The following is a 23,659-nucleotide window of genomic DNA, read 5'->3' as shown; positions in this document are numbered from 1 at the left end:
ACGTATGAACTTCAAAAGATATATTCTGGTTCTTGTGGCCACGATGCTCGGTCTGGGCGTCTTGCTAACAGGGCTCTCCATGGCGGGCATCTATATCGAAGCCCGATCAATCGCGCTCATCCCCGTCATCATCGCGGCCTTCGTCGAGGGCCAATGCTATGCGCAGAAGCACGAACGCCTTCCGACAAAAGGTGACGCATGGCGTTTCGGTCTGCAGGCGGGGATGGTCGTTATGGTGTTGCAATGTCTTGCAGGCGCGGCCTTCTACTGGCTCGTGCCCGAGAGCTTCACCGGCTTGACGCTTGCACAATTCGCGGCCTATGTGTTGGCCGCCTTGGGCGCCATCTTCGTGCTGACAGCGGTCGCCTCGCGCTTCATTTTCCGGAATATTGCCAAATCGACGCTGAAGGCGCAGGCGAAACGCGCCGCCAGACAGGCAAAGACATGATCATCGGGATCGGAAGTGATCTGGCCAATATAGAACGGATCCAGAATACGCTCGACCGTTTCGGGGACCGGTTCCGCAATCGCGTGTTCACGGAAGTCGAACAGGCCAAGGCCGAGGCCCGCGCCGATATCGCGGGCACCTATGCCAAACGCTGGGCGGCCAAGGAGGCTTGCTCGAAGGCGCTTGGCACGGGGCTGCGGATGGGGATCTCGTGGAAGGACATGGCGGTGACCAACCTGCCCACCGGCCAGCCGGTGATGGAGGTCACTGGATGGGCGGCCGAGCGGCTCGCGCAGATCACGCCTGCCGGTCACGAGGCGGTGATCCATGTGACCCTGACGGATGACCATCCCTGGGCACAGGCCTTTGTTGTGATCGAAGCACGACCGCTTTCTACCCCTTCCGGCGCTGGCCTTTCTTGACAGCGCCCGCACATCGCGCGAAGGAAGGGCGCAAGCTACAAAGGAGCACGCCCCGCATGGCAGCCAAGTCGAAGCCCCAGAACGGCATCATCGAGACGATCAAGACGGTTTTCTGGGCCTTGCTCATCGCGGGCGTGTTCCGCACGCTCTTCTTCCAGCCCTTCTGGATCCCGTCGGGGTCGATGAAGGATACGCTGCTGATCGGCGATTTCCTGTTCGTGAACAAGATGGCCTATGGCTATTCGCGCTATTCCTGCCCGTTCTCGGCTTGCCCGATCAATGGCCGGATCTTCGCGCATGACCCGCAGCGCGGCGATGTGGTGGTGTTCCGCCATCCGACTAAAGGCGTCGATTTCATCAAACGTCTGATCGGCCTGCCGGGCGACCGTATCCAAGTGCGCGACGGTGTGCTCTATATTAACGACAAGGCCGTGAAGCTGGAAAGTGCCCCAGATTTTACCGAGATCAAGGAGCCGCAAGGTCCGCAGGGCCTGACCCCGCGCTGCGCCAATGATCCGGTGGGCACGGGCGGCACCTGCGTCAAGGAGCGCCAGCGCGAAACCCTGCCCAATGGCGTGACGCATGATATCCTCAACATCACCACCCAGGGATTTGTGGATAACACCGAAGTCTTCACCGTCCCCGAAGGCGAGTATTTCTTCATGGGGGATAACCGCGACAATTCCGAAGACAGCCGCGTGCCGGTGCGCGCAGGCGGTGTGGGCTTCGTGCCTGCGGAATATCTGATCGGTCGCGCCGACCGCATCATGTTCTCTTCGGCAGGGCGGTCGCTCTTCTTCTTCTGGACCTGGCGTCCGGATCGTTTCTTCAAGGCAATCGAGTGAAAATCTCAAGCGACATAACAGACTTCATGGATCGGCTCGGGCATCAGTTTGATAAGCCCGAGCTGATTATTCGTGCGTTGACCCATGCGTCGATCTCCACCAAGACCCGCCCCGATAACCAGCGGCTGGAATTTCTGGGCGATCGCGTTCTGGGGCTGACAATGGCCGAGGCACTGTTTTCTGCCGATAAAGCCGCCACCGAAGGCCAGCTTGCGCCGCGTTTCAACGCGCTGGTGCGCAAGGAAGCCTGCGCCGAAGTGGCCCGCCAGATCGATCTGGGTGCGGTGCTCAAACTCGGACGCTCCGAGATGATGACCGGCGGCCGCCGCAAGGAGGCTCTTCTGGCCGATGCGATGGAGGCGGTGATTGCCGCTGTCTATCTGGATGCCGGTTTCGAGGTGGCGCGCGATCTGGTGCTGCGTCTTTGGGGAGACCGTGTCGAGAGCGTGGATGCCGATAGCCGTGACGCCAAGACCTCGTTGCAGGAATGGGCGCAGGCTCGTCATCTCGCACCGCCGAAATATGTTACCATCTCGCGGGACGGGCCGGACCACGCGCCCGTCTTCGAGATCGAAGCCCAACTTGAAAATGGCGAAAGCGCCCGTGCCAAGGCCCGTGCAAAACGTCAGGCCGAACAGGCCGCAGCCCGAGCCCTGCTCGACCGGATGGAGAAGAAAGCATGACCGAAGAGACCCGCGCAGGCTTTGTTGCCCTGATCGGCGAGCCCAATGCCGGTAAATCGACGCTGCTGAACCGGATGGTGGGCGCGAAAGTGTCGATCGTCACGCATAAGGTCCAGACCACCCGCGCGCGTATCCGTGGTGTGGCGATGGCGGGCCAGAGCCAGATCGTCTTCGTGGATACCCCCGGTATCTTCCGCCCGCGCCGCCGTCTGGACCGCGCGATGGTGAAGGCCGCATGGGGTGGGGCTGCGGATGCCGATGTGGTGGTGCTCCTCGTCGAGGCCCATCGCGGGCTGACCGGTGGTGTCGAGGCGATCATCGAGGCGCTGAAGGAACGCGGGGGCGACCAGCCGGTGGCGCTGGCGATCAACAAGATCGACAAGGTGAAATCCGAGGATCTTCTGGCGCTGACCCAGAAACTCAACGACGCTTTCCCCTTCGTGAAGACCTTCATGATCTCTGCCGAGCGCGGCCACGGGGTCGAGGATCTGCGCGAATGGCTGGCAGGCGAGGTGCCCGCAGGCCCGTGGCTCTATCCCGAGGACCAGATCGCCGATCTGCCGATGCGCATGATCGCCGCCGAGATCACCCGCGAGAAGCTGACCCTGCGTCTGCATGAGGAGCTTCCCTATCAGCTGACCGTCGAGACCGAGCACTGGACCGACCGCGAGGATGGCACCACCCGTATCGATCAGGTGATCTATGTCGCGCGCGACGGCCATAAGGGCATCGTTCTGGGCAAGGGCGGCGAGACGATCAAGGGCGTGTCCACCGCGGCGCGTGCCGAGCTGTGCGAGTTCCTTGGCAAGACCGTGCATCTGTTCTTGCAGGTGAAGGTGCGTCCGAACTGGCTCGAAGAGCGCGACCGCTATTCCGAGATGGGTCTGGACTTCAAGGACGGCGATTGATGCTGACGGCGGAATTCTGGGTGAAGGCCTATCTCAAACGGCTCGAGCTTGCGAATATTCCGGCCTATGTGACGGCGCATGGCAATGATGCCTCGGGCGCGGTGCTGGTGAAATGCGCCCGCCTCGATGGCACCGCCGAGGCCTTCCAGCGCAGTTTCGATCTGATGACGGGCGCGCGCAAATGGATGTCTCTGGTGTCGGGCCCCGAGCCCGATGTCGATGCCTCGATCCGTAAACAGCGCAGCTTCGACCGCGACCTCTGGGTGATCGAGATCGAGAGCCGCGAGGGCGTCACGCTGCTGGATGAAGACGGTTTGATGGATTGAGATGGACTGGGTTGATCAAGGCACCATCCTGACCAGCCGTCCTCAGGGCGAGACCTCGCGCCTGATCGAGGTGTTTACCGAAACCCATGGCCGCCATGCGGGCATCGTGCGGGGCGGGGCCTCGCGCAAGATGGCCGCGCATCTGCAACCGGGCAGCCATGTAAGCGTGACGTGGCGGGCACGTCTGGCCGATCAGCTGGGGTCCTTTACCGTCGAGCCGCTGAAATCCCGCGCGGGGGCCATGGCCGACCGGATGGCGCTTCTGGGGCTCAATTCGACCTGCGCTCTGCTGGCTTTCGCGCTGCCCGACCGCGAGGCGCATCCTGCCCTTTATCACCGCTCCGAGCCTCTGTTCGATGTGATCGGTCAGGCCCATGAGGGCTGGATACTGGATTATCTGCGCTGGGAAATGAGCCTGCTGGAGGATCTGGGCTACGGGCTGGACCTCACGCGCTGTGCGGTAACCGGTTCGTTTGACGATCTGGCCTATGTCAGCCCGAGGACAGGCCGGGCGGTCAGCCGTGCGGGCGCGGGTGATTGGGCGCCGCGCCTTCTGCCCTTGCCGCAATTCCTGCTGGGGCAGGGGCCTGCCTCGCTGGCCGAGGTCGAGGCGGGTCTGGGGCTGACGGGCCATTTCCTGAACGCCCATCTGGCCCCCGCTCTGGGCAACCGCCCGCTGCCTGCCGCACGGGCGCGTCTGGTCGAGGCGCTCGCCCGCTTGTGATATCGCGGCTTTAGGGCGCGGGCCGGTCGTCCAGCTTCAGCTGCAACAGCACCAGATTGAGCCAGCGCCCGAATTTGCGCCCGACCTCGGGCATCCGGCCCGTTTCAACAAAGCCCAGCCGTTCATGCAGCCTGATCGAGCCGGGATTGTCCTCGGAAATTGCCGCGACCATCACATGTTTGCCCGCCGCGCGTGCATGGGTGATCAGCGCCTCGAGCATCGGCGTGCCGAGCCCGCGCCCGCGCATCGACGGGTGCACATAGACCGAATGCTCGATGCTCAGCGCATAGCCATCATGGGGGCGATAAGGGCCATAGCTTGCATAGCCCATCACCTTGCCGTCGATCTCTGTGACAAAGACCGGATACCCTGCCGCCTGACGCTCGGCAATCCATGCGCGGCGGTTCTCGGCATCGACGAGGATCTCGTTCCAGATCGCGGTCGTGGTCTCTACCGCGTCATTGTAGATTTCCAGAATATCCTCGGCATCAGTCGCGCGCGCGTCACGGATCATGGCGGTCTCCTTCTTTTCCGCCCAGATTGCGCGGATGAAGGCGGTTTGCAATGGAAATCGGGGCCCGTGAGCCCCGACCCGTCGGGGTCAGCCCAGAAGGCGGCGGGCGATCACCTGCGCCTGGATCTCGGCGGCGCCCTCGAAGATATTGAGGATGCGGGCGTCACACAGGATGCGCGAGATCTGGTATTCCAGCGCGAAACCGTTGCCGCCATGGATCTGCAATCCGTTATCGGCGGCGGACCATGCGACGCGGGCACCCAGCAGTTTCGCCATACCCGCCTCAAGGTCACAGCGATGGCCGTGATCCTTTTCCCAAGCCGAGTAATAGGTCAGCTGGCGGGCGATCATGATCTCGGCGGCCATTATCGCGATCTTGCCGGCCACGCGCGGGAACTCGATCAGCGATTTGCCGAACTGCTTGCGGTCGATGGCGTATTGCATCGCCACCTCGCAGGCCGATTGCGCCACGCCCACCGCGCGCGCGGCGGTCTGGATGCGGGCGGATTCGAATGTCTCCATCAGTTGCTTGAAGCCACGGCCCTCTTCGCCGCCCAGAAGATTCTCGCCCTTCACGCGGAAGCCGTCAAAGGCCAGCTCGTATTCCTTCATGCCGCGATAGCCCAGCACCTCGATCTCGCCGCCGGTCATGCCCTCGGTGGGGAAGGGATTGTCATCGGTGCCCGGCGTCTTTTCGGCGAGGAACATCGACAGGCCCTTATAGTCGCTCGTGGCGGGGTCGGTGCGGGCCAGAAGCGTCATCACATGGGTGCGCTGCGCATGGGTGATCCATGTCTTGTTGCCGGTGATCACCCAGTCATCGCCCTCTTTCACCGCGCGGGTGCGCAGGGAGCCCAGATCGGAGCCGGTATTCGGTTCGGTAAAGACGGCGGTCGAGAGGATCTCGCCCGAGGCCAGACCGGGCAGCCATTTCTGTTTCTGCTCCTCGGTGCCGCCGCATAGGATCAGCTCTGCCGCGATCTCCGATCGCGTGCCCAGAGAGCCCACACCGATATAGCCGCGCGACAGTTCCTCGGTCACGACGGCCATCGCCGCCTTGGACATGCCGAAACCGCCATATTCCTCGGGGATGGTCAGGCCGAACACGCCGAGCTCTGCCAGTTCCCCGATCGTCTCCATCGGGATCAGCTCGTCCTTCAGGTGCCATTCATGGGCAAAAGGTTTCACCTTTTCCTCGGCATAGCGGTAGAACTGCTCACGGACCATCTCCAGTTCCTCGTCCAGCCCGGAGGTGCCGAAGATCGAGCGCCCTTGCAGCTCGCGCAACTCGGCCACGAGCGTCTGGCGCGCTTGCGGGCTATTGCCATGCGCCATCAACTCGCGCGCCTCGGCCGAAGGGGTCCAGCTGATCTCCAGATCCGACAGGCGCGCGATCTCGCCCTGGCTCATCGGGATGCCGCCCGCGATCTGGTTGAGATATTCGCCGAAGCCGATCTGCAGCAGGAGCGCATCGATGGTTCCGAGGCCGTGTTCGCCCGCGCGCGCCGCCCAGGCGTGGAGTTGTTTGAGGCTTTCCTCATAGGTGGCAAGCCATGCCAGCGCATGGGCCTGGAACTGGTGGTCCTCCAGTGCCGCGGCTGAGATGCGCCCGTCTTCGGTGACCTTGGCGCGCAAAGCGTCCTTGGCCTCGGCCACCAGAACGGCGATCTCGGGGAGCGTCGCCCCTGTCAGCCCGGTCAGCCCCGCCATAATACCCTTCATGCTCATCTCCGCCCCGTCATGCGCCATGAATCAGTCCTCCCTCTCTCGCCTGCAGCATAATCCCTTCGCAGCCGCAGCGCAATAAAAACACAAAAGGGAGTTATAATTTGATTTAAAGTTACCAAGAGGATTGGATAGTTCTGTCTATTCAATGTCTTCCACGGGTTGTAAGTCTGGGGCGAAACCTCTGGGGGGAGAGTGTGATGTTCGGGATGGAGATCTGGCAGCTGGCTGTGGCTGTCGGGGTGGCGGTGCTTGCGGGTTTCGTCAAAGGGGCAATCGGCTTCGCGCTGCCGATGATCATGCTCTCGGTTTATGCGTCGATTTTCGATGCAGATACGGCGCTGGCGCTCTTGATCCTGCCGGTCACGGCCACCAATGTGGCGCAGGCGTTGCGGCAGGGCTGGTGCGAGGCGTGGAAGACGGCGGTGCAATACCGAGTGCACCTGATCACGCTATTGGTCTATATCGCGATCAGCGCCAATTTCGTCACCATCCTGCCGCAGGCTGTGGCCTATGCGCTTCTGGGCGGGCCGATCATCCTTTATTCTGTCTCCGAGATCCTCGGATACGGGTTCCGCCTGCATACCCGCCACGCGAAGCGGTTCGAGTTCTGGTCGAGCGTTGTGGGCGGTCTCTTTGGCGGGATCTCCGGTATCTGGGGGCCGCCGCTGATCGCCTATCTGATGTCGATGAAGGTCGAGAAGACGGAGGCCATGCGGATTATGGGCGTGTCGTTCTTTGCCGGTGGTGTCATGCTGACCGGCGCGCATCTGATGACCGGCGTGATGAATGCCCATACATTCCCGATGTCGGCGCTTCTGGTGATCCCGTCCTTTGTCGGGCTGTGGCTGGGTTTTCGGGCGCATGACCGCCTGAATGCGGTGATGTTCCGCCGTGCGACACTGTTCGTTCTGATGCTGACGGGGATGAACCTGCTGCGAAAGGCCTTCATGGGCTGATGTTGTGCCTCGGCTGTCTTCGCGCTATGCCGAGCAAAACCCCTGACAGGAGCCCAACCCATGCCCATTGATCCCGTCGACCTGAGCGCCCGGCTGATCCGTTGCCCTTCCGTGACGCCGGAGGAGGGGGGCGCATTGGTCCTGCTGGAGCGGTTGCTGGCAGAGGCGGGCTTTGCCTGCACTCGCGTGGATCGGGGGGGCGTGTCGAACCTCTTCGCCCGCTGGGGCGCCAAGAACGCGGCAAGAAGTTTTGGCTTTGGCGGCCATACCGATGTGGTGCCGGTGGGGGATGAGGCGGCATGGACGCATCCGCCGTTTTCGGGGCTGATCGAGGATGGCGTCCTTTGGGGCCGCGGGGCCACCGATATGAAGACGGGGGTGGCGGCCTTTGTCGCGGCCGCCGTGGATTTCGTGAAGGACACGCCCCCTGAAGGTGCGATTGTCTTTGTCATCACCGGCGATGAGGAAGGCCCTGCCAAGGATGGCACTGTGGCGGTGCTCGACTGGATGGAGGCTCAGGGCGAGACAATGTCGGTCTGTCTGGTGGGCGAGCCGACTTCTCCGGAGGTCTTGGGCGATATGATCAAGATCGGGCGGCGCGGGTCGGTGACCTTTGACCTTGTCGCCGAGGGCGTGCAGGGGCATGTGGCCTATCCGCATCGCGCCAAGAACCCGCTCCATGCGCTGGTGGACCTGCTGGGCCGGATGAATGCCCAGCCGCTGGATAATGGCACGGCGCATTTTGACCCGACATCGTTGCAGATGACCACCATCGATTGTGGCAATCAGGCCAGCAATGTGGTGCCTGCACGGGCCATGGCGCGGGTGAATATCCGCTTCAATGATGCCCATAGCGGGGCGTCTCTGACCGAATGGGCCGAGGGTCTGGTGGCGGAGGTGGCTGGGGCAACGGGCGTGAAGATCGGCCTGACGGCGTCGATCTCGGGCGAGAGCTTCTACACCGCGCCGGGGCCTTTCGTGGATCTGGTCTCCAATGCGATTGAAGCCGAATGCGGCATTCGCCCAGAACTCTCGACCTCGGGCGGCACCTCGGATGCGCGGTTCATCAAGAACCATTGTCCGGTGCTCGAATTCGGTCTGGTCGGCAAGACCATGCATAAGGTCGACGAGCGGATCGAGATCGCCCAGATCACCCAGTTGAAGGCCGTCTATACCCGTATCCTGAAAGGCTATTTCGTATGAGAACCTGCGAGGAAGTGACCGATCTGACCGAAGTCTACGCCTTGCGCCGCGCGGTCTTCATCGACGAGCAGGGTTTTACCGAGGCCGATGAATTCGATGGCCGCGACGCGGAGGCGATGCAGATCCTGATGCGCGAGGGGGATCAGCCGATTGCCTCCGCGCGGGTGTTCACCGAGGGCGATACCGCCAAGATCGGCCGGATCTGCGTGGCGAAATCGCATCGCGGTCTGGGTCTCGGGGCCGAGATCCTGCGCGATGCCATGGCGCGGGCCAAGGCGAGGGGCTGCACCAAAGCCAAACTCAGCGCACAGGTGCAGGCGATCCCCTTCTACGAAAAGCTCGGCTATGTGGCCTATGGCGCCCCCTATCCCGACGGCCATGTGCCCCATCGCGATATGGTTGCCCCCCTTTGATCTTTCCCGCGTGACGGAATTGGCGCGCCGTGCTAGGCAAAAATCATGACAACACAGATTCCGTCCCGCAGCCAAATCCTCGATTGGCTCAATGATAACCCGACCACGACCTCCAAGCGTGATATTGCCCGTGCTTTTGGGATCAAAGGCCAAGGCAAGATCGAGCTGAAGCGCATCCTGCGCGAGATGGAGGACGAGGGGTTGGTCGAGCGCCGTCGCAAGTCCTTCCGCGAGCCCTCGAAGCTGCCGCCCGTGACCGTGCTCGAGGTGCTGCGCCCCGACAGTATGGGCGATCTCTGGGCCAAGCCCCTAGAATGGGAAGGTGAGGGGGCAGAGCCTCTGATCCTGATCATCCCCAAAGCGGGCGAAGAGGCGCTGGGGCCCCATGACCGTGTGCTGGCACGGCTGACCGAGACGCCCGACGAGCAATATGATTACGAGGCGCGCCCGATCCGCAAGATCGGTTCGGCGGCCAAGAAGGTCGTTGTGGGTATTTTCCGCAAAACCGCCGAGGGCGGGCGGATCGTGCCGATCGACAAGGGGCAGGACAAGGAATGGCATGTGCCGCATGCCGCCGCGATGGAGGCCCGCGATGGCGAGCTGGTCGAGGCGGAACAGACCGGCCCGCGTGGCCGCATGGGTCTGCCGCTCGCGCGGATCATCGCGCGTCTGGGTGACCCGACCGCGCCCAAGGCCGTGTCGCTCATCGCGATCCACCAGCATGGTATCCCGGACCGTTTCCCCGATGAGGTGATCGCCGAGGCCGATGCCGCGAAGCCTGCGGGCATGGCGGGGCGCGAGGACCTCACGCATATGCCCTTCGTCACCATCGATCCGGGCGATGCGCGCGACCATGACGATGCCTGTTTCGTCGAATATGACAAGGATCCCGCGAATGAGGATGGCACCATCCTCTGGGTCGCGATTGCCGATGTGGCGCATTATGTGACGCCCAATTCCGCGCTCGACCGCGAGGCGCGGATGCGCGGCAATTCGAGCTATTTCCCCGACCGTGTGGTGCCGATGTTGCCCGACCGGCTGTCGGGGGATTTGTGTTCGCTGCACGAAGGTGTGTCGCGGGCGGTTCTGGTGGCGAAGATGACCATCGATGCCGATGGCAACAAGGTCCGCCATAGCTTCCACCGCGCGATGATCAAATCTGTGGCCTCGCTGGAATATGCCCAGGTGCAGCGCGCTCAGGATGGCAACCCGGATGAGCAATGCGCGGCCCTGATGGACGAGGTGATCGAGCCGCTTTACGACTGCTATGCCGCGCTTTTGCGCGCGCGGGCCCGTCGCCAGCCGCTGAACCTCGATCTGCCCGAGCGCAAGATCGTGCTCTCGGATGAGGGCAAGGTGCTGTCGATCCAGTTCAAGGAGCGGCTGGATGCGCATAAGCTGATCGAGGAATTCATGGTGTTGGCCAATGTGGCCGCTGCCGAGGAGCTGGAGCGGCTGAAACGCCCGCTACTATATCGTGTCCATGAAGAACCCAGTCAGGACAAGCTCGAGAGTCTGCGCGAGGTGGCGCAGGCCTCGGGCTTCAAGCTGGCCAAGGGGCAGGTCCTGCGGACCTCGCATCTCAACCACCTGCTGGAGCAGGCATTGGACAGCGATTTCAACGAGCTGATTAATATGTCTACGCTGCGGACCATGACGCAGGCCTATTACTACCCGCAGAATTTCGGGCATTTCGGTCTGGCGCTGAAATCCTATGCGCATTTCACCTCGCCGATCCGCCGCTATTCGGACCTGATCGTGCATCGCGCATTGATTGCGGGGCATAAATGGGGCGATGACGGGCTCAGCCAATGGGATGTCGAGCATCTGGAAGAAACGGCCAAGCAGATCTCGGATACCGAGCGCCGCTCGATGGCGGCCGAGCGCGACACGACCGACCGTTATCTGGCGGCCTATCTGTCCGAACGCGTGGGCAACGAGTTTACGGGGCGCGTGTCGGGCGTGCAGGGGTTCGGCCTGTTCATCCGGCTCGATGAGACGGGGGCGGATGGCATGATCCCGATCCGTGCCATCGGCAACGAGTTCTTCCATTTCGACCGCGAGGCCCAGACCCTGACCGGCGCTGATACCGGCATAGAGATCACCGCTGGCATGCGGGTTCTGGTGCGTCTGGTGGAAGCCGTGCCGGTGACGGGTGGCCTGCTGCTGGACCTGCTGCAGCTGGAAGGGGCAGAACTGCCCAGCTCGCGTCGCGGCGCAAGGCGCAAGGGGCGGCCCGGCACCTCGGCGCCGCGCAAGATCGGGGCGCTCAAGGCCAAAGCCCGCGCCAAGACCCGCAAGGTCAAGCGCGAGCGGAAGTCAAAGTAACCACTCGATCGGCAGAAGAGATCCTGCCACGATCAGCGATCTCTGCCACCACGAGGTATAGGGCTCGTGGTGCCAGACCTCGGTGCCTTGTCCGTCAACCTGCCGCTCCCAGCGGATGCGCTTATGTTCGCGCGTCAGCTGCCATGCGGCGGCAGGGATGACGGTCTCAAAGCCCTTATGCAGGTCTTCCGCCCATTTCTTGTCATGGATCACGATCCCCATCTCGGTGTTGAGCAGAAGCGAGCGCGGATCGAAATTGAACGTGCCGATAAAGACCTTCTCGACATCGACCGAAAGGATCTTGGCATGCAGTTTGGTCCGCGCGAAGGGCGAGGTCCCGCGGCGGTGATGCCCGATCAGCCCGCGGCGGAACTTGACATGCTCGTCATGGGCGAATTCGAAAATCTCCACCCCGCCCGAGAGAAGCTTGCGCCGCTGGCCGGCATAACCCGTATGGACGATCGGCTTGTCCGAGGAGGCCAGAGAGTTGGTGAGGATGCGGACCTTCACGCCCGCTTTGGCCAGTTTGATCAGCTGCCGGCGGCCCGCATTGCGGGGCACGAAATAGGGGGAGATGATATCGAAGCTCTTGGTCGGCGTGCCCATCGCCATATGCATATTGGGAAACAGGAGATTGCGGCGGCGCGCGCGGCCCAGCACTTTCTCGGGCGCATCATAGAGGAGCTTGACCTCTGCCTGACGCAGGGTGGGACGATCGGCTTCCAGCTCGTCGGTGGTGGGCGTTTGCTCCAGAAGGGCCGCGAATTTCTGCGCGCCCTCGCTGGTTAGACATTCGGCATTCTGCGTCCCGCCGGTGGTCTCGTCTTTCAGTAACCGCTGCGGCAGGATCGCGCTTGCGGGCCATGTGGGCTCGCTATTCCAGTAGGTCTCGAATTCCTCGCGGGCTTCTTGCGCGGCCTTGCCCATCACCAGCGCGTCGAAATCCATGAATGTGCCCATGCGGGCAAGATCGTTGTAATATTCGTCCCCGATATTGCGCCCGCCCAGCACGGCGGCGCGACCATCGGCAACCAGCGCCTTGTTGTGCATCCGCCGGTTGAGGCGGGCGAAATCCATCGCATAGCCCAAAAGCCGCATGCCGCGCAGCGGGAAGGGGTTGAAGAGCCTGACCTCCACCTGCGGATGGGCGTCCATCCAGACGATGCGCGGATCAATGCGCTTGGTCGCATTGTCATCGAGCAGGATGCGGACCTTTACCCCGCGATCGGCCGCGCGGCGTAATGCGTTAAACATCAGGCTGCCGCAGGCATCCGGACGCCAGAGGTAATATTGCACATCAAGACTATGCTCGGCCTGCTCGACGAGCTTGAGCCGCGTGGCAAAAGCCTCGATCCCGTCGGGCAGGGGCAAAAGCCCCGTGGTCTCGAGATCCGGCCACATCTTTCCGAGACGGGTTCCATCGGGTGTGGTGACATGATCGGGCGAGAGGTCGGGACGGGTAGGCAAACGCGTGATCCGCCATAGGAAAATCAGCGCGATGGCTAAAATCGCGAATAAAGCAAAGAGCATAGGTCACCACGGGCTTGTTACGGATATTACCTAGTCCGTGGCCGTCAAAGGAAAAGGGCCGGAAAGCCGGCCCTGACGAAGACGGATCAGGCTGCGGGAAGGGGTGTCCTCTCGCGCCGACGCAATAGAGGCAGTCCCGCAATCGCGCATAGAAGTAACAGGGCACTTGCGGGAAGGGGAACCGCGGGGACCGCGGAAAAGAGATCGCTATCGGAGGAGACGGTTAGACCCTCGGTGGTTGCGAATGCCAGCGCAAGGGTGGATGTCGCTGTGGTTGCTCCCCAAGCAGAGAGATAGGTCCAAAGATCCAGAAATGCGGTTTCGCCATCTTCAAGCCAGATCGTTGTGGTCAGGTCGAAGCTGAACGTATCGCCGAAATCATAGCTGCCATCCGCCAGTATCCCGTCATCGGAGAAGGAATAGGTATCGAGATACTGATAATAGCTGGCGCTATCCGATGAAAAACTCTCGGCCCCGTCCGACAGATAATCCGATGTGTAGAGCGTGAGGCCGGCAATGGCCGAGATGTCCGTATAGGTCGAATTCAGGCGCTGGTAGTAGGTCATGGCCACATCCCCGCTGAAAGTGGCGGAGGCGGTCAGATAGCCGCTGCCGGAAGCCGTCAGAGCTCCATAGATACTGGCACCGGCATAGGCGCCCCAGCCACTGTATTCATAGGCCTCGGTCGTCGGATCGTCGCTGACATCATCATTGCTATACCAGTTCCCAAAGGGCTGTTCCTCGACAGGCATATCGCCTTGGAGGTAGCTGGTGCTGCTTGTAATGGCACCGGTGGACCCATCAATCGCGACCGAAGAGGTTTCCTGCCCTGCAACCGCGCCCCGGCTGCCATAGTCTGTATAGGTGTTGTAGGTGATGTAGTTGCGGGGATTGGTGAGCGTTATATCCGTGCAGCTTACATAGCAATATGCGCTGCCTTCAAACGTGCTTACTTCGGCATAGGTGCTGGCCGCATGGACCGGAGCTGTCAGAACCGGCAGGGCAAGCGCTGCGTAGAGCGCAAAATGTCTGATATGTCTCAGGCGCAATTCTATGTCTCCAAAATGTGTGAAATGCTCGTGGAGATAAGAATGCCTGATGTTTACCTTGGGGTAACAAGTGTTTTGAGAAATTATTGGCCGAAAGGAATTCAACCCCAGAATGAAAAGATCCCGCCACTTTTTATGGCGGGATCTCCGATGTTTTGCGGGGCTGGTCGGATCAGCCGATCGCGACGGCTTTCACTTCGTCGTCGATATAGGGCACGTATTGCTCGAAATTGTCCGAGAACATCTTCACCAGCTTGGCGGCCTGTGCGTCATAGGCAGCGCCATCCGCCCAGGTGTCGCGCGGGTTCAGTAGTTTGGTGTCCACGCCATCGACCAGAACCGGAACGTCGAAGCCGAAATTCGGATCCTTGCGGAACTGGACCGCCTCGAGCGAGCCGTCGAGAGCTGCATCCAGAAGGGCGCGGGTCGCCTTGATCGGCATCCGCTTGCCTTCGCCGAACTTGCCGCCGGTCCAGCCGGTATTCACCAGCCAGCACGAGGCGCCGTTCTTGGCGATCTTCTCGGCCAGAAGCTTGCCATAGACTTCCGGACGACGCGGCATGAAGGGTGCACCAAAGCAGGTCGAGAAGGTCGGGATGGGTTCCACCACACCGATCTCGGTGCCAGGGGTCTTCGAGGTGAAGCCCGACAGGAAGTGATACATGGCCTGTGCCGGTGTCAGGCGCGCGATGGGGGGCAGGACGCCATAGGCATCGCAGGTCAGCATGATCACATGCTTGGGGTTGCCGCCCACCGAGTCTTCCGAGGCATTCGAGATGTAATGCAGCGGGTAGGCGCAGCGCATGTTATCGGTGATCGAGTTGTCTTCGAAATTGAGATCGAGCGTCTCGGGGTCGAAGGTCATGTTCTCGACCACGGTGCCGAACATGGAGCAGGTCGCGTAGATCTCCGGCTCGGCCTCGGCCGAGAGATTGATCGTCTTTGCGTAGCAGCCGCCCTCGAAATTGAAGATGCCCTTGTCGGACCAGCCATGCTCGTCATCGCCGATCAGCGTGCGCGAGGGGCTTGCCGAAAGCGTCGTCTTGCCGGTGCCCGACAGGCCGAAGAAGATCGCGCTGTCGTCGGGGTTGTCGATGGCATGGTTGGCCGAGCAGTGCATCGCCATGATGTTATTGCCGGGCAGAATATAGTTGAGAAGGGTGAAGACGCCCTTCTTGTTCTCGCCCGAATACTGGGTATTGGCGATCAGGATCAGCTTCTTGGTGAAGTTGAGCGCGATGACCGTTTCCGAGCGGCAACCGTGACGCTCGGGATCGGCCTTGAAGCTGGGGCAGTTCACGATGGTGAATTCGGGGATGAAATCGTCCAGTTCGGAGCGCTCGGGACGGCGCAGCATGGTGCGGATGAACAGGTTGTGCCAGGCGAGTTCCGACACGACGCGCACGTCGAGACGGTGTTCGGGGTCGGCACCACCGAAGAGATCCTGCACGAAATAGTCGCGGCCCTTCATATGCTCGAGCATATCGGCATAGAGGAGGTCGAACTTGTCTTCCTCCATGGGCGCGTTGTTTTCCCACCAGATGGTGTCTTCGACTTCGGGGGTGCGGACGACGAACTTGTCTTTGGGCGAACGGCCGGTATGGGCGCCGGTGGTGCAATAGAATGCGCCGCCTTTGCCAAGCGTGCCTTCATTGCGTTTCAGCGCTTCTTCGATAAGCGCCGGCTCGATCAGGTTGTAATAGACATTGCCCAGTCCAGAAATGCCTTGATCTTCCAGGCGCTGTGCCGGGTTCACGTGTCCGATGATCATCTGTTGCTCCCGAATGCCGTCGTGGTGCGGCGGTTCAATGGAATCCTCCCGATCCTGCCGGGCCTTGGCCGGATCGCCTTCGGTGCCAGAGATGCACCGGATAATCGACCATATATCACGCTGAAATCTTTAGGGAACACAGGGTGCGCTACCGTTAGCGTTATCATTTACACTTTAGCGCAATCACTTATGTGACAGAAGGACGCAATCTTTGCAGTTAATCTTAAATTGAGGCTTTTCGGATGCAATGGAGGGCGGAATTGCTGCGGGATTGAGCTTCGTGTTGATTCTTCTCGCAGGGGCGTCGATGATGGCCATTAAGTATAACCGTCCGGAAGAATGAGGGTGCAGGCACATGTCGCGGATTGCTTTGGTCGATGATGATCGCAATATTCTTACTTCGGTTGCCATGACTCTCGAGGCCGAAGGGTTCGATGTGGAGACCTATAATGACGGGCAATCGGCGCTGGATGCGTTCAATAAACGCCTGCCCGATATGGCCGTTCTTGATATCAAGATGCCGCGTATGGACGGGATGGACCTGCTGCAGCGTCTGCGCCAGAAGACCCAGATGCCGGTGATCTTCCTGACCTCGAAAGATGACGAGATCGACGAGGTTCTGGGCCTGCGGATGGGCGCCGACGACTATGTGAAAAAGCCTTTCAGCCAGCGGCTTCTGGTCGAGCGTATCCGGGCGCTCCTGCGCCGTCAGGATGCGCTGGAGGGCCGCGTGGAGACGGTGCAGACCGAAGAGACCAAGACGATCACGCGCGGGGCGCTGGTCATGGATCCGCTGCGCCACTCGGTCAGCTGGAAGGGTAAGGATGTGACTCTGACGGTCACCGAGTTCCTGCTTCTTCAGGCGCTGGCACAGCGTCCGGGTTTCGTGAAATCGCGCGATCAGCTGATGGATGTGGCCTATGACGATCAGGTCTATGTCGATGATCGCACGATCGACAGCCATATCAAGCGTCTGCGCAAGAAGATGCGCAGCGTCGACGAGGATTTCTCGGCTATCGAGACGCTGTATGGCATCGGCTATCGTTATAACGAAGAATGAGTATCGCAGGACGGATCGGGTTGAGCCTTGGAATGAGTGCCAGGAAACGGAACAGGGATACGGTGGCTGTCGATCCAGGCGAGGACTTGGTCGGGGGCAAGGGCGCCGTCGACGAGAGCGTGAGCAAACGCCGCGAGACACGCAACCTAATCTCGCTCAACCGCTCGCCGCTCGCGCGAAAGATCATCATCTTCAATCTTCTGGCGATGGTCGTTCTCGTGGCGGGGGTGCTCTATCTCAATCCGTTCCGTGACAGCCTTGTGGTCCAACGCGAGAATGCGATCGTGGTCGAGGCCGAGCTGGTTGCCGATGTGTTCGAGGCGCGTCTGCCCAAGACCGCGCCCGTCAATCTGGCGGCAGGCGACGGGATCGATGTCGTGGATACGCTTTCGGGTATCCAGCTTCCCTCGGGCTCTTCGCTTTATGTCTTCGATGCGGCGGGCAACCTGCTGATCAGCTCGGATGACGTGGTGACCGCTCCCCCTGCCGATGTGACTGGCGGACATGACGATACGCGCTCGACCCTGTTGACCGATCTCCTGAGCCGTGGCTGGGGATGGGCGTCCTCGCTCATCCATGGCGATGAGGAGGGTGCGAAGGTCAGCACGCAGGTCATCGCGCAGGATCTCAATGCCGAGTTGCGTCCCGGTGTTACCCGCATGGATACACGCCGCGATACGTCCGGCGCTACGATTTTCTCTGTTGCAACAGGGATTTACCAGGGAGATCGGATCGTGGGCTCTATCGCGTTGACCTCGGCTGCCGGCGAGATCGACCATCTGGTGCGCGTGGAACGCGAGCAGGTGCTGCAGATGTTTGTCATCGCCATCATCGTCTCGATCGGTCTGTCGCTGGTGCTGGCCTCGACGATCGCCAACCCGATCTCCGATCTGGCGGCGGCGGCCGAGATCGGCGGCGAGCGCCATGCCCGCAAGGTCAGTCCCGCGCGGGTCCGCATCCCCGATCTGTCCGCCCGCCCCGACGAGATCGGACGTCTGTCTGGTGCGCTGCGCGGGATGGTGACGGCGCTTTATGACCGGATCGATGCCAACGAGCAGTTTGCGGCAGATGTCAGCCACGAGATCAAGAATCCGCTGGCGAGCCTGCGCTCTGCCGTGGCCTCGCTGCGGATGGTGAAGAAGGAAGAGCACCGCGAGAAGCTTCTCGATGTGATCGACCACGACGTGCGCCGTCTCGACCGTCTGGTTTCCGATATCTCCAATGCCTCGCGGCTTGATTCCGAGCTGGTCAAGGAGGAGGAAGAGCCCTTCGACCTGATCCATATGGTCGATAATCTCGCGCAGTATCTGGGCGATCAGGCAAAGCAGAAAGGCGTGGATTTCATCATCGATCTGCCCGCCGATCCTATCGTGATCAACGGGTTGGAGGGCCGCCTCGCGCAGGTCTTCGTGAACCTGATCAGCAATGCCATTTCCTTCAGCGAAGAGGGAGATGCGGTGCGTGTCTGGGCCCGCAGACGCGATCATCGGGTGCTGGTGGTGGTTGAGGATACCGGTCCGGGCATTCCGGAAGAGGCTCTGTCGAAGGTCTTCAAACGCTTCTACTCGCAGCGGCCCGAGGGCCAGTTCGGGGATCATTCGGGGCTCGGTCTGGCGATTTCCAAGCAGATCGTCGAGGCGCATGGCGGCGTGATCTGGGCCGAGAATATCCGCCCGACCGATGCCGATGTGACCTCCGAACCGCTTGGCGCGCGTTTCGTGGTCGGGCTTCCGTTCTAATCCATGAGCGTCCGGCACATCCTGCACGCCAGTTGTGTCGCGCTCGATGCGCAGCGTGCGGTGTTGATCCTCGGGGCATCCGGTACAGGGAAATCCACGCTGGCACTCAAGCTGATGGCCATTGGCGGGCAGCTTGTGGCCGATGACCGCACCGATCTGACGTTTAGGGATGGTGGCTTGTTGGCGCGCGCGCCAGCAGCGATCCGCGGGCGGATCGAGGCGCGCGGTGTGGGCATTCTTGCGGCGGATGTGCTGGAGGAGGCTTTTATCTCACTGGTTGTGGATCTTGACCGGACCGAGACGGAAAGACTGCCGCCGCTGCGAAATATCTCTCTTTATGGGGTGTCGCTGCCCCTTGTGCTGCGCTTGCAACATGGTCATCTTGATGCAGCAATCTGGCAATATCTCAAAGCCGGGAGAGTTGCGTGACCCACCACGCCGAATGTGACACCGAAGATCTGAGCCAGCGCGTTGTGCTGGTCACCGGCCCCTCCGGGGCAGGGCGGTCGACCGTGATCGCGGCACTGGAGGATCTGGGCTACGAGACTATCGACAACCTGCCGCTCTCGATGGTTCCGAGAGTGCTTGACGGGCCGGTATTGCAGCCCATCGCGCTGGGGATCGATGTACGCAACCGCGAGTTCAGCGCGACGCGCCTTATCGAGCTGATCGACCGGTTGACGCGGGAGCCGAAGATCCAGCTGGAAGTTCTGTATATGGATGCGCGGCCCGATGTGCTGCAGCGGCGCTATTCCGAAACGCGCAGGCGTCATCCGCTCTCGCCCGATGATGCGCCCGAAGAGGGCATCCTGCGCGAGATCGACCTTCTGGTGCCGATCCGCGCCCGTGCCGATATCCTCATCGACAGTTCGGCGATGACGGTCCATGATGCACGCGCCGAGATCAACCAGCTGTTCGATCAGCGCAAGACGGCGGGGCTGGCGGTATCGGTGCATAGTTTCAGCTACAAACGTGGCGTGCCGCGAGGGCTCGATATCATGTTCGATTGCCGGTTTCTGGCCAACCCGCATTGGCAGCCCGAACTGCGCCCAAAGGACGGGCGCGATGCTGCGGTGGCGGACTATGTCACACATGATCCACGCTATCGTGAATTCTTCGACAGGGTGATGGGGCTTCTTCTTTTCACTTTGCCTGCCCATGTTGAGGAAGGAAAAACACATTTGGCTGTAGGCTTTGGATGTACTGGGGGTAAACATCGCTCTGTTGCCCTTACGGAATCGGTTTCTGGTGCTCTTGCAGAGGCCGGTTGGCATGTGTCTAAACGGCACAGAGAGTTGGAACGGCGCGGGCTCGAACTGCCCGCCTCTGGAACGGGAAACGGCGCTTGATCGGAATCGTGATTGTCGCTCATGGTGGTTTGGCCCGCGAGTATCTCGCGGCGGTGGAGCATGTCGTGGGGCCCCAGCAGGGCATCCGTGCCATCACCATCGAGGATGGCCATGATCGCGCCGAAAAACAGATCGAGATCAGGGCGGCAGCCGATGCGGTGGATAGCGGTTTCGGGGTCGTGGTCGTAACCGATATGTTTGGGGCCTCGCCATCCAATCTCAGCCTGAAAGCCTGTGAGAATTGCGAGCGCGAGATCATTTATGGTGCGAATTTGCCACTATTGATCAAGCTTGCGAAGTCTAGAAGCCTCGGCGTACACGCCGCGGTGGAGGCAGCACTTGATGCAGGACGCAAATATATCAATAGTTACTCTGCCTATGGGAGCAGGGAAGGAATGCATGGCGCATCAGGAGCTTAAGATCATCAACGAGAAGGGGCTGCACGCGCGGGCCTCGGCAAAATTCGTTGAGATCGTTGAAAGATTTGACGCTCGGGCCGAAGTGTCCAAAGATGGCATGAGCGTGTCGGGCGACTCGATCATGGGGCTTCTCATGCTGGCTGCTTCACGTGGAACGTCCATCGAGGTCACCACAACGGGAGCCGAAGCCGAGGCGCTGATGACGGCTCTTGCGGAACTGGTTGCCGATTATTTCGGCGAGGGGTTCTGACCCCGCCACCTGACGAAGAGGCCTGTCGTGAACCAGATGCAACAGACCGATTTACAAACGCCTGATGATGGCAAAGGCAGATCGGTCCTGTCCTCGGGGAGTGCAGCGCAGGATATCCGGACAGATGACGGTTTCCAGACCGTTCAGAAACCCTATGACAAACGCCGTCTGTCCTATGCGGGCACCTTCACCAACCCATTCAAACGCGCGGTGATCCGCACAATCGAATGGGGCACCGCCAAGCTGCATATCCTGCGTATAATCCGCAAGTTCGAGGCGCGCGGCATCCCCGAAGGACAGGCGTTCTGGGCGCAGGCGCTCGATGTCATGGGGATCACTGTCACCACTCCCGAGGCGGAGATCATGCGAATTCCCCCCACTGGCCCTCTGGTGATCGTGGCGAACCATCCGCATGGGCTGGTGGATGGGATGGTGCTGGCCGAGGTGATCGGGCGGGTGCGCACCGATTACAAGATCCTCACACGCAACCTTCTGACAGGCCTGCCAGAAATCGCGCCTTTCATGATCCCTGTGCCCTTTGCCCATGAGGCGGATGCGCGGGAGGAAGGGCTGAAGATGCGCGCGGATGCAATGCTGCATCTCAAGCGCGGCGGCTGTATCGTGTTATTTCCCGCAGGGTCTGTGGCGGCCTCCGAGAGCTTTTTCGGGCCGGTGGTCGAGAAGGAATGGAACCCGTTTACCGCCAAGATGGTCGCACGGTCCAGGGCGCAGGTTCTGCCGGTCCGTTTCCCGACGCATAACTCGCGGCTCTACCAGATCGCGAACCAGCTATCGGCGACGCTACGTCAATCTTTGCTTCTTTACGAGATCCGTGCCGCCTTCAACAAGCCGCAGCGCCCGATCATCGGCCATGTCAGATCACCCGAGGAGATGGCGGATGCGCTGAAGACTCCGCGCCAATGGCTCGCCGATATGCGTGAGGAGGTGCTCTCGCTGAAAGAATGAAGCCCGGCCAGAGCCGGGCTTTTGTTCAGCGGGTCGGGACGGGTGTCTCGCCGCGGTAATCATAGAACCCGCGACCGGATTTCCGGCCGAGCCAGCCGGCCTCGACATATTTCGTCAGAAGCGGACAGGGGCGGTATTTGGTATCGGCCAGCCCGTCATGCAGCACATTCATGATCGCCAGACAGGTGTCGAGCCCGATGAAATCCGCAAGCTCCAGCGGGCCCATCGGATGGGCGGCACCGAGCTTCATCGACTGGTCGATGGAGATCACATTGCCCACGCCCTCATAGAGCGCATAGACCGCCTCGTTGATCATCGGGATCAGGATACGGTTGACGATGAAGGCAGGAAAATCCTCGGCGCTGGCATGGGTTTTGCCAAGTTTATCAACGACCTCTTTCAGGGCATTGAAGGTCTTTTCATCGGTCGCGATGCCGCGGATCAGCTCGACCAGCTGCATCACCGGCACCGGGTTCATGAAATGCACGCCCATGAATTTCTCGGGGCGGTCGGTCCGCGAGGCAAGCCGCGTGATGGAGATCGAGGAGGTATTCGAGGCCAGGATGGTATGCGGTGCGAGATGCGGCACGAGATCCTCGAAAATCGCGGATTTCACCGACTCGCGCTCGGTCGCGGCCTCGATAATCAGATCCATCGGTCCGAGATCGGTCAGGGTGAGGGTCGTCGTGACACGCGACAGGGCTGCATCACGCTCCTCGGCGGAAATTTTTTCACGTGAAACCTGCCGGTCGAGATTCTTGCGAATCGTGGCGATCCCCTTGTCCAGACCGTCCTGTGAAATGTCGTTCAGCAGCACGTCAAATCCGGCAAGCGCGAAAACATGGGCGATCCCGTTGCCCATCTGTCCCGCGCCTACGATGCCAACTGTCTGAATCGTCATGGCGATCTCCCTCTCTCTTCTGCACCTGCACAGTAGGGCGGCGAGGGCTTTCGCCGCAAGGGGAAAGCTTATGGTCAACCCTCTATGCCAAATTTTCACCTTAGTGGTTTGGTAATGGGTTTATTGCAGACTGCCTTTGGGTGATTTTGAGACTGAGGTGGGAGATGGCCTTTGAATATCCGGGCGAGGGCGCCCTAGATTACTTCCCGTGCCGTTACGGGAAATCCAAACTATTGTTCCGTGGGCCACGTCGACGGCTGGATGTGCCTTTTGTCTCTGCAATCGGCGGCTCCGAAACCTACGGCAAGTTCGTGGAAAATCCATGGCCGGAGCTTGTCGAAGAGAAAATTGGCATGCAGGTCGTGAATTTCGGCTATCTGAATGCGGGGGTCGATGTGTTCTTGCACGAGCCGCAGATGAGCGAAATCCTTCAGAAGTCGCATGTGAGTGTGATCCAGCTGATGGGCGCGCAGAATATGTCGAACCGGTTCTATGCCGTGCATCCCCGCCGGAACGATCGCTTCCTGCGGGCGTCGAATCTGATGCGCGCGGTTTTCAATGATATCGACTTTACAGAATTCAACTTCACTCGGCATATGCTGACAGCTCTGCATCGCCGTGCGCCGGACCGTTTCGAGGCGCTCGCGCAGGAGTTGCAGATGGCTTGGGTGTCGCGGATGAACAAGCTTCTGGACCGTATCCCGGGCCGTAAGGTGCTGCTGTCGCTGCATGATTACACCGACCCCTCGCAAGGGGACTCGCTTGGACCGGAGCCGCTGCTGGTCTCACCCGAGATGCTGGATCAGATACGGAGTCGTGCAGATGTGGTCGTGGCGATCGAACCGTCGATGAAAGCGCGGCGGTCTGGCACGGAAGGTATGCATTTTGCAGCTATGGAAGAGCCCGCGGCTCTGACGATGCCTGGCCCGCTTGTGCATGAAGAGATTGCCGAGGCTCTGGCGCCGGTTCTGGCAAAAATGATCTAAGCGCAGGCACTGACCAGCGCGGTAAAAAAGGGGGCCTTTCGGCCCCCTTTCTTGTCTCAGACCTTGGAGGTCAATTCCGGCACGGCGGCGAAGAGATCTGCCACGAGGCCGTAATCGGCGATCTGGAAGATCGGGGCTTCC

Annotated in this window: 25 protein-coding genes and 1 pseudogene; 19 read left to right on the top strand and 7 right to left on the bottom strand. The window is 60.9% G+C overall.

The features are described from left to right. The first annotated feature begins 4 nt into the window (after positions 1 to 4). The 7 genes from VSX56_RS07825 to recO are packed head-to-tail and all read left to right on the top strand — an operon-like array spanning position 5 to position 4,356. On the top strand, positions 5 to 448 hold the full coding sequence (locus VSX56_RS07825; protein WP_339114323.1) for an ABZJ_00895 family protein: 444 nt from the start codon (positions 5 to 7) through the stop codon (positions 446 to 448). Then, a complete protein-coding gene (gene acpS, locus VSX56_RS07820; RefSeq protein ID WP_339114324.1) occupies positions 445 to 870 on the top strand; it encodes a holo-ACP synthase in 426 nt (141 codons plus the stop codon). Before VSX56_RS07825 ends, acpS begins: the two co-directional genes overlap by 4 nt. Before the next feature lie 56 nt (positions 871 to 926). After that, the gene (lepB, locus tag VSX56_RS07815; protein WP_339114325.1) at positions 927 to 1,715 is read left to right on the top strand and encodes a signal peptidase I; all 789 of its coding nucleotides are present in this window, start codon (positions 927 to 929) and stop codon (positions 1,713 to 1,715) included. Further along, positions 1,712 to 2,398: a ribonuclease III gene (gene rnc / locus VSX56_RS07810; protein ID WP_350936199.1), complete on the top strand. Its 687-nt coding sequence runs from the start codon at positions 1,712 to 1,714 to the stop codon at positions 2,396 to 2,398. The genes lepB and rnc overlap by 4 nt, the downstream gene beginning before the upstream one ends. Further along, positions 2,395 to 3,306 carry a GTPase Era gene (era, locus tag VSX56_RS07805; RefSeq protein WP_350936197.1) on the top strand — a complete coding sequence of 304 codons (912 nt, stop codon included), beginning with the start codon at positions 2,395 to 2,397 and terminating at the stop codon, positions 3,304 to 3,306. Before rnc ends, era begins: the two co-directional genes overlap by 4 nt. Continuing rightward, on the top strand, positions 3,306 to 3,632 hold the full coding sequence (locus tag VSX56_RS07800; protein WP_339114328.1) for a DUF1491 family protein: 327 nt from the start codon (positions 3,306 to 3,308) through the stop codon (positions 3,630 to 3,632). The genes era and VSX56_RS07800 overlap by 1 nt, the downstream gene beginning before the upstream one ends. Position 3,633: 1 nt before the next feature. Continuing rightward, the gene (recO, locus tag VSX56_RS07795; RefSeq protein WP_350936195.1) at positions 3,634 to 4,356 is read left to right on the top strand and encodes a DNA repair protein RecO; all 723 of its coding nucleotides are present in this window, start codon (positions 3,634 to 3,636) and stop codon (positions 4,354 to 4,356) included. A 10-nt stretch (positions 4,357 to 4,366) separates the two neighbouring features. On the opposite strand, the gene VSX56_RS07790 is transcribed toward recO, so the two are convergent. Together VSX56_RS07790 and VSX56_RS07785 are read right to left on the bottom strand one after the other, a co-directional pair. Then, a complete protein-coding gene (locus VSX56_RS07790) occupies positions 4,367 to 4,870 on the bottom strand; it encodes a GNAT family N-acetyltransferase (protein WP_350936193.1) in 504 nt (167 codons plus the stop codon). An 87-nt stretch (positions 4,871 to 4,957) separates the two neighbouring features. Next, the gene (locus VSX56_RS07785; RefSeq protein WP_350936191.1) at positions 4,958 to 6,619 is read right to left on the bottom strand and encodes an acyl-CoA dehydrogenase family protein; all 1,662 of its coding nucleotides are present in this window, start codon (positions 6,617 to 6,619) and stop codon (positions 4,958 to 4,960) included. A gap of 176 nt (positions 6,620 to 6,795) precedes the next feature. On the opposite strand from VSX56_RS07785, the gene VSX56_RS07780 reads away from it, so the two are divergent. The 4 genes from VSX56_RS07780 to rnr are packed head-to-tail and all read left to right on the top strand — an operon-like array spanning position 6,796 to position 11,498. Next, positions 6,796 to 7,554, top strand: a complete 759-nt coding sequence (locus VSX56_RS07780; RefSeq protein ID WP_350936189.1) for a sulfite exporter TauE/SafE family protein — start codon at positions 6,796 to 6,798, stop codon at positions 7,552 to 7,554. Positions 7,555 to 7,614: 60 nt separating this feature from the next. After that, a complete protein-coding gene (dapE, locus tag VSX56_RS07775) occupies positions 7,615 to 8,757 on the top strand; it encodes a succinyl-diaminopimelate desuccinylase (protein WP_350936187.1) in 1,143 nt (380 codons plus the stop codon). Continuing rightward, positions 8,754 to 9,170: a GNAT family N-acetyltransferase gene (locus VSX56_RS07770; RefSeq protein WP_339114334.1), complete on the top strand. Its 417-nt coding sequence runs from the start codon at positions 8,754 to 8,756 to the stop codon at positions 9,168 to 9,170. Before dapE ends, VSX56_RS07770 begins: the two co-directional genes overlap by 4 nt. A 45-nt stretch (positions 9,171 to 9,215) precedes the next feature. Then, complete coding sequence (gene rnr / locus VSX56_RS07765) at positions 9,216 to 11,498, top strand: ribonuclease R (protein ID WP_350936184.1); 2,283 nt, start codon at positions 9,216 to 9,218, stop codon at positions 11,496 to 11,498. Here the strand turns inward: rnr and VSX56_RS07760 are convergent. The 3 genes from VSX56_RS07760 to VSX56_RS07750 form a co-directional block, all read right to left on the bottom strand. Continuing rightward, positions 11,490 to 12,965, bottom strand: coding sequence for a phospholipase D-like domain-containing protein (locus VSX56_RS07760; RefSeq protein ID WP_350936182.1), 1,476 nt, complete (start codon positions 12,963 to 12,965; stop codon positions 11,490 to 11,492). The two genes, rnr and VSX56_RS07760, sit on opposite strands and share 9 nt — an antisense overlap. Before the next feature lie 149 nt (positions 12,966 to 13,114). After that, positions 13,115 to 14,077 carry a VPLPA-CTERM sorting domain-containing protein gene (locus tag VSX56_RS07755; RefSeq protein ID WP_350936180.1) on the bottom strand — a complete coding sequence of 321 codons (963 nt, stop codon included), beginning with the start codon at positions 14,075 to 14,077 and terminating at the stop codon, positions 13,115 to 13,117. A gap of 172 nt (positions 14,078 to 14,249) precedes the next feature. After that, the gene (locus tag VSX56_RS07750; protein ID WP_350936178.1) at positions 14,250 to 15,848 is read right to left on the bottom strand and encodes a phosphoenolpyruvate carboxykinase; all 1,599 of its coding nucleotides are present in this window, start codon (positions 15,846 to 15,848) and stop codon (positions 14,250 to 14,252) included. Between the two features lie 355 nt (positions 15,849 to 16,203). Here VSX56_RS07750 and VSX56_RS07745 point away from each other — a divergent pair, with 355 nt between their 5' ends. From VSX56_RS07745 to VSX56_RS07715, 7 genes are read left to right on the top strand one after another with little or no spacing between them, the layout of a single operon-like run. Next, complete coding sequence (locus tag VSX56_RS07745; protein WP_339114339.1) at positions 16,204 to 16,908, top strand: response regulator transcription factor; 705 nt, start codon at positions 16,204 to 16,206, stop codon at positions 16,906 to 16,908. Between the two features lie 32 nt (positions 16,909 to 16,940). Beyond that, on the top strand, positions 16,941 to 18,647 hold the full coding sequence (locus VSX56_RS07740; protein WP_434096018.1) for a sensor histidine kinase: 1,707 nt from the start codon (positions 16,941 to 16,943) through the stop codon (positions 18,645 to 18,647). Positions 18,648 to 18,650: 3 nt separating this feature from the next. Next, positions 18,651 to 19,076, top strand: a complete 426-nt coding sequence (locus VSX56_RS07735) for an HPr kinase/phosphorylase (RefSeq protein WP_339114341.1) — start codon at positions 18,651 to 18,653, stop codon at positions 19,074 to 19,076. After that, a complete protein-coding gene (gene rapZ, locus VSX56_RS07730; protein WP_339114342.1) occupies positions 19,073 to 19,996 on the top strand; it encodes an RNase adapter RapZ in 924 nt (307 codons plus the stop codon). Before VSX56_RS07735 ends, rapZ begins: the two co-directional genes overlap by 4 nt. After that, positions 19,993 to 20,415, top strand: a complete 423-nt coding sequence (locus VSX56_RS07725) for a PTS sugar transporter subunit IIA (RefSeq protein WP_339114343.1) — start codon at positions 19,993 to 19,995, stop codon at positions 20,413 to 20,415. Before rapZ ends, VSX56_RS07725 begins: the two co-directional genes overlap by 4 nt. Further along, positions 20,396 to 20,665 carry an HPr family phosphocarrier protein gene (locus VSX56_RS07720; RefSeq protein WP_350936174.1) on the top strand — a complete coding sequence of 90 codons (270 nt, stop codon included), beginning with the start codon at positions 20,396 to 20,398 and terminating at the stop codon, positions 20,663 to 20,665. The genes VSX56_RS07725 and VSX56_RS07720 overlap by 20 nt, the downstream gene beginning before the upstream one ends. A gap of 36 nt (positions 20,666 to 20,701) precedes the next feature. Then, on the top strand, positions 20,702 to 21,631 hold the full coding sequence (locus VSX56_RS07715) for a lysophospholipid acyltransferase family protein (protein WP_339114468.1): 930 nt from the start codon (positions 20,702 to 20,704) through the stop codon (positions 21,629 to 21,631). A 25-nt stretch (positions 21,632 to 21,656) separates the two neighbouring features. Here VSX56_RS07715 and VSX56_RS07710 read toward each other — a convergent pair whose 3' ends face one another. After that, on the bottom strand, positions 21,657 to 22,532 hold the full coding sequence (locus tag VSX56_RS07710; RefSeq protein WP_339114345.1) for a 3-hydroxybutyryl-CoA dehydrogenase: 876 nt from the start codon (positions 22,530 to 22,532) through the stop codon (positions 21,657 to 21,659). A gap of 164 nt (positions 22,533 to 22,696) precedes the next feature. Between VSX56_RS07710 and VSX56_RS07705 the strand changes: the two genes are divergently transcribed. Beyond that, positions 22,697 to 23,518 (top strand): DUF6473 family protein, encoded by an 822-nt coding sequence (locus tag VSX56_RS07705; RefSeq protein ID WP_350936171.1) that lies wholly within the window; start codon positions 22,697 to 22,699, stop codon positions 23,516 to 23,518. A gap of 56 nt (positions 23,519 to 23,574) precedes the next feature. On the opposite strand, the pseudogene VSX56_RS07700 reads toward VSX56_RS07705, so the two are convergent. Continuing rightward, positions 23,575 to 23,659, bottom strand: a pseudogene (locus VSX56_RS07700) (electron transfer flavoprotein subunit alpha); the annotation flags it as partial.

It is taken from the genome of Thioclava kandeliae, assembly GCF_040297545.1.
GTDB classification, from domain to species: domain Bacteria; phylum Pseudomonadota; class Alphaproteobacteria; order Rhodobacterales; family Rhodobacteraceae; genus Thioclava; species Thioclava kandeliae.
The sequence above is the reverse complement of the archived record's forward strand: the minus strand, read 5'-3'. Positions and strand labels throughout refer to the sequence as shown.

Bases quoted from the DNA above. Each gene is read 5' to 3' on its own strand.
- VSX56_RS07745 (WP_339114339.1), top strand. From the start codon at position 16,204: ATGTCGCGGATTGCTTTGGTCGATGATGATCGCAATATTCTTACTTCG.
- VSX56_RS07715 (WP_339114468.1), top strand. From the start codon at position 20,702: ATGCAACAGACCGATTTACAAACGCCTGATGATGGCAAAGGCAGATCG.
- acpS (WP_339114324.1), top strand. From the start codon at position 445: ATGATCATCGGGATCGGAAGTGATCTGGCCAATATAGAACGGATCCAG.
- VSX56_RS07705 (WP_350936171.1), top strand. From the start codon at position 22,697: ATGGCCTTTGAATATCCGGGCGAGGGCGCCCTAGATTACTTCCCGTGC.
- VSX56_RS07780 (WP_350936189.1), top strand. From the start codon at position 6,796: ATGTTCGGGATGGAGATCTGGCAGCTGGCTGTGGCTGTCGGGGTGGCG.
- VSX56_RS07710 (WP_339114345.1), bottom strand. From the start codon at position 22,532: ATGACGATTCAGACAGTTGGCATCGTAGGCGCGGGACAGATGGGCAAC.
- VSX56_RS07735 (WP_339114341.1), top strand. From the start codon at position 18,651: ATGAGCGTCCGGCACATCCTGCACGCCAGTTGTGTCGCGCTCGATGCG.
- dapE (WP_350936187.1), top strand. From the start codon at position 7,615: ATGCCCATTGATCCCGTCGACCTGAGCGCCCGGCTGATCCGTTGCCCT.
- era (WP_350936197.1), top strand. From the start codon at position 2,395: ATGACCGAAGAGACCCGCGCAGGCTTTGTTGCCCTGATCGGCGAGCCC.
- VSX56_RS07790 (WP_350936193.1), bottom strand. From the start codon at position 4,870: ATGATCCGTGACGCGCGCGCGACTGATGCCGAGGATATTCTGGAAATC.
- VSX56_RS07770 (WP_339114334.1), top strand. From the start codon at position 8,754: ATGAGAACCTGCGAGGAAGTGACCGATCTGACCGAAGTCTACGCCTTG.
- lepB (WP_339114325.1), top strand. From the start codon at position 927: ATGGCAGCCAAGTCGAAGCCCCAGAACGGCATCATCGAGACGATCAAG.
- VSX56_RS07800 (WP_339114328.1), top strand. From the start codon at position 3,306: ATGCTGACGGCGGAATTCTGGGTGAAGGCCTATCTCAAACGGCTCGAG.
- rnr (WP_350936184.1), top strand. From the start codon at position 9,216: ATGACAACACAGATTCCGTCCCGCAGCCAAATCCTCGATTGGCTCAAT.
- recO (WP_350936195.1), top strand. From the start codon at position 3,634: ATGGACTGGGTTGATCAAGGCACCATCCTGACCAGCCGTCCTCAGGGC.
- VSX56_RS07720 (WP_350936174.1), top strand. From the start codon at position 20,396: ATGGCGCATCAGGAGCTTAAGATCATCAACGAGAAGGGGCTGCACGCG.
- VSX56_RS07740 (WP_434096018.1), top strand. From the start codon at position 16,941: ATGAGTGCCAGGAAACGGAACAGGGATACGGTGGCTGTCGATCCAGGC.
- VSX56_RS07825 (WP_339114323.1), top strand. From the start codon at position 5: ATGAACTTCAAAAGATATATTCTGGTTCTTGTGGCCACGATGCTCGGT.
- VSX56_RS07785 (WP_350936191.1), bottom strand. From the start codon at position 6,619: ATGGCGCATGACGGGGCGGAGATGAGCATGAAGGGTATTATGGCGGGG.
- VSX56_RS07750 (WP_350936178.1), bottom strand. From the start codon at position 15,848: ATGATCATCGGACACGTGAACCCGGCACAGCGCCTGGAAGATCAAGGC.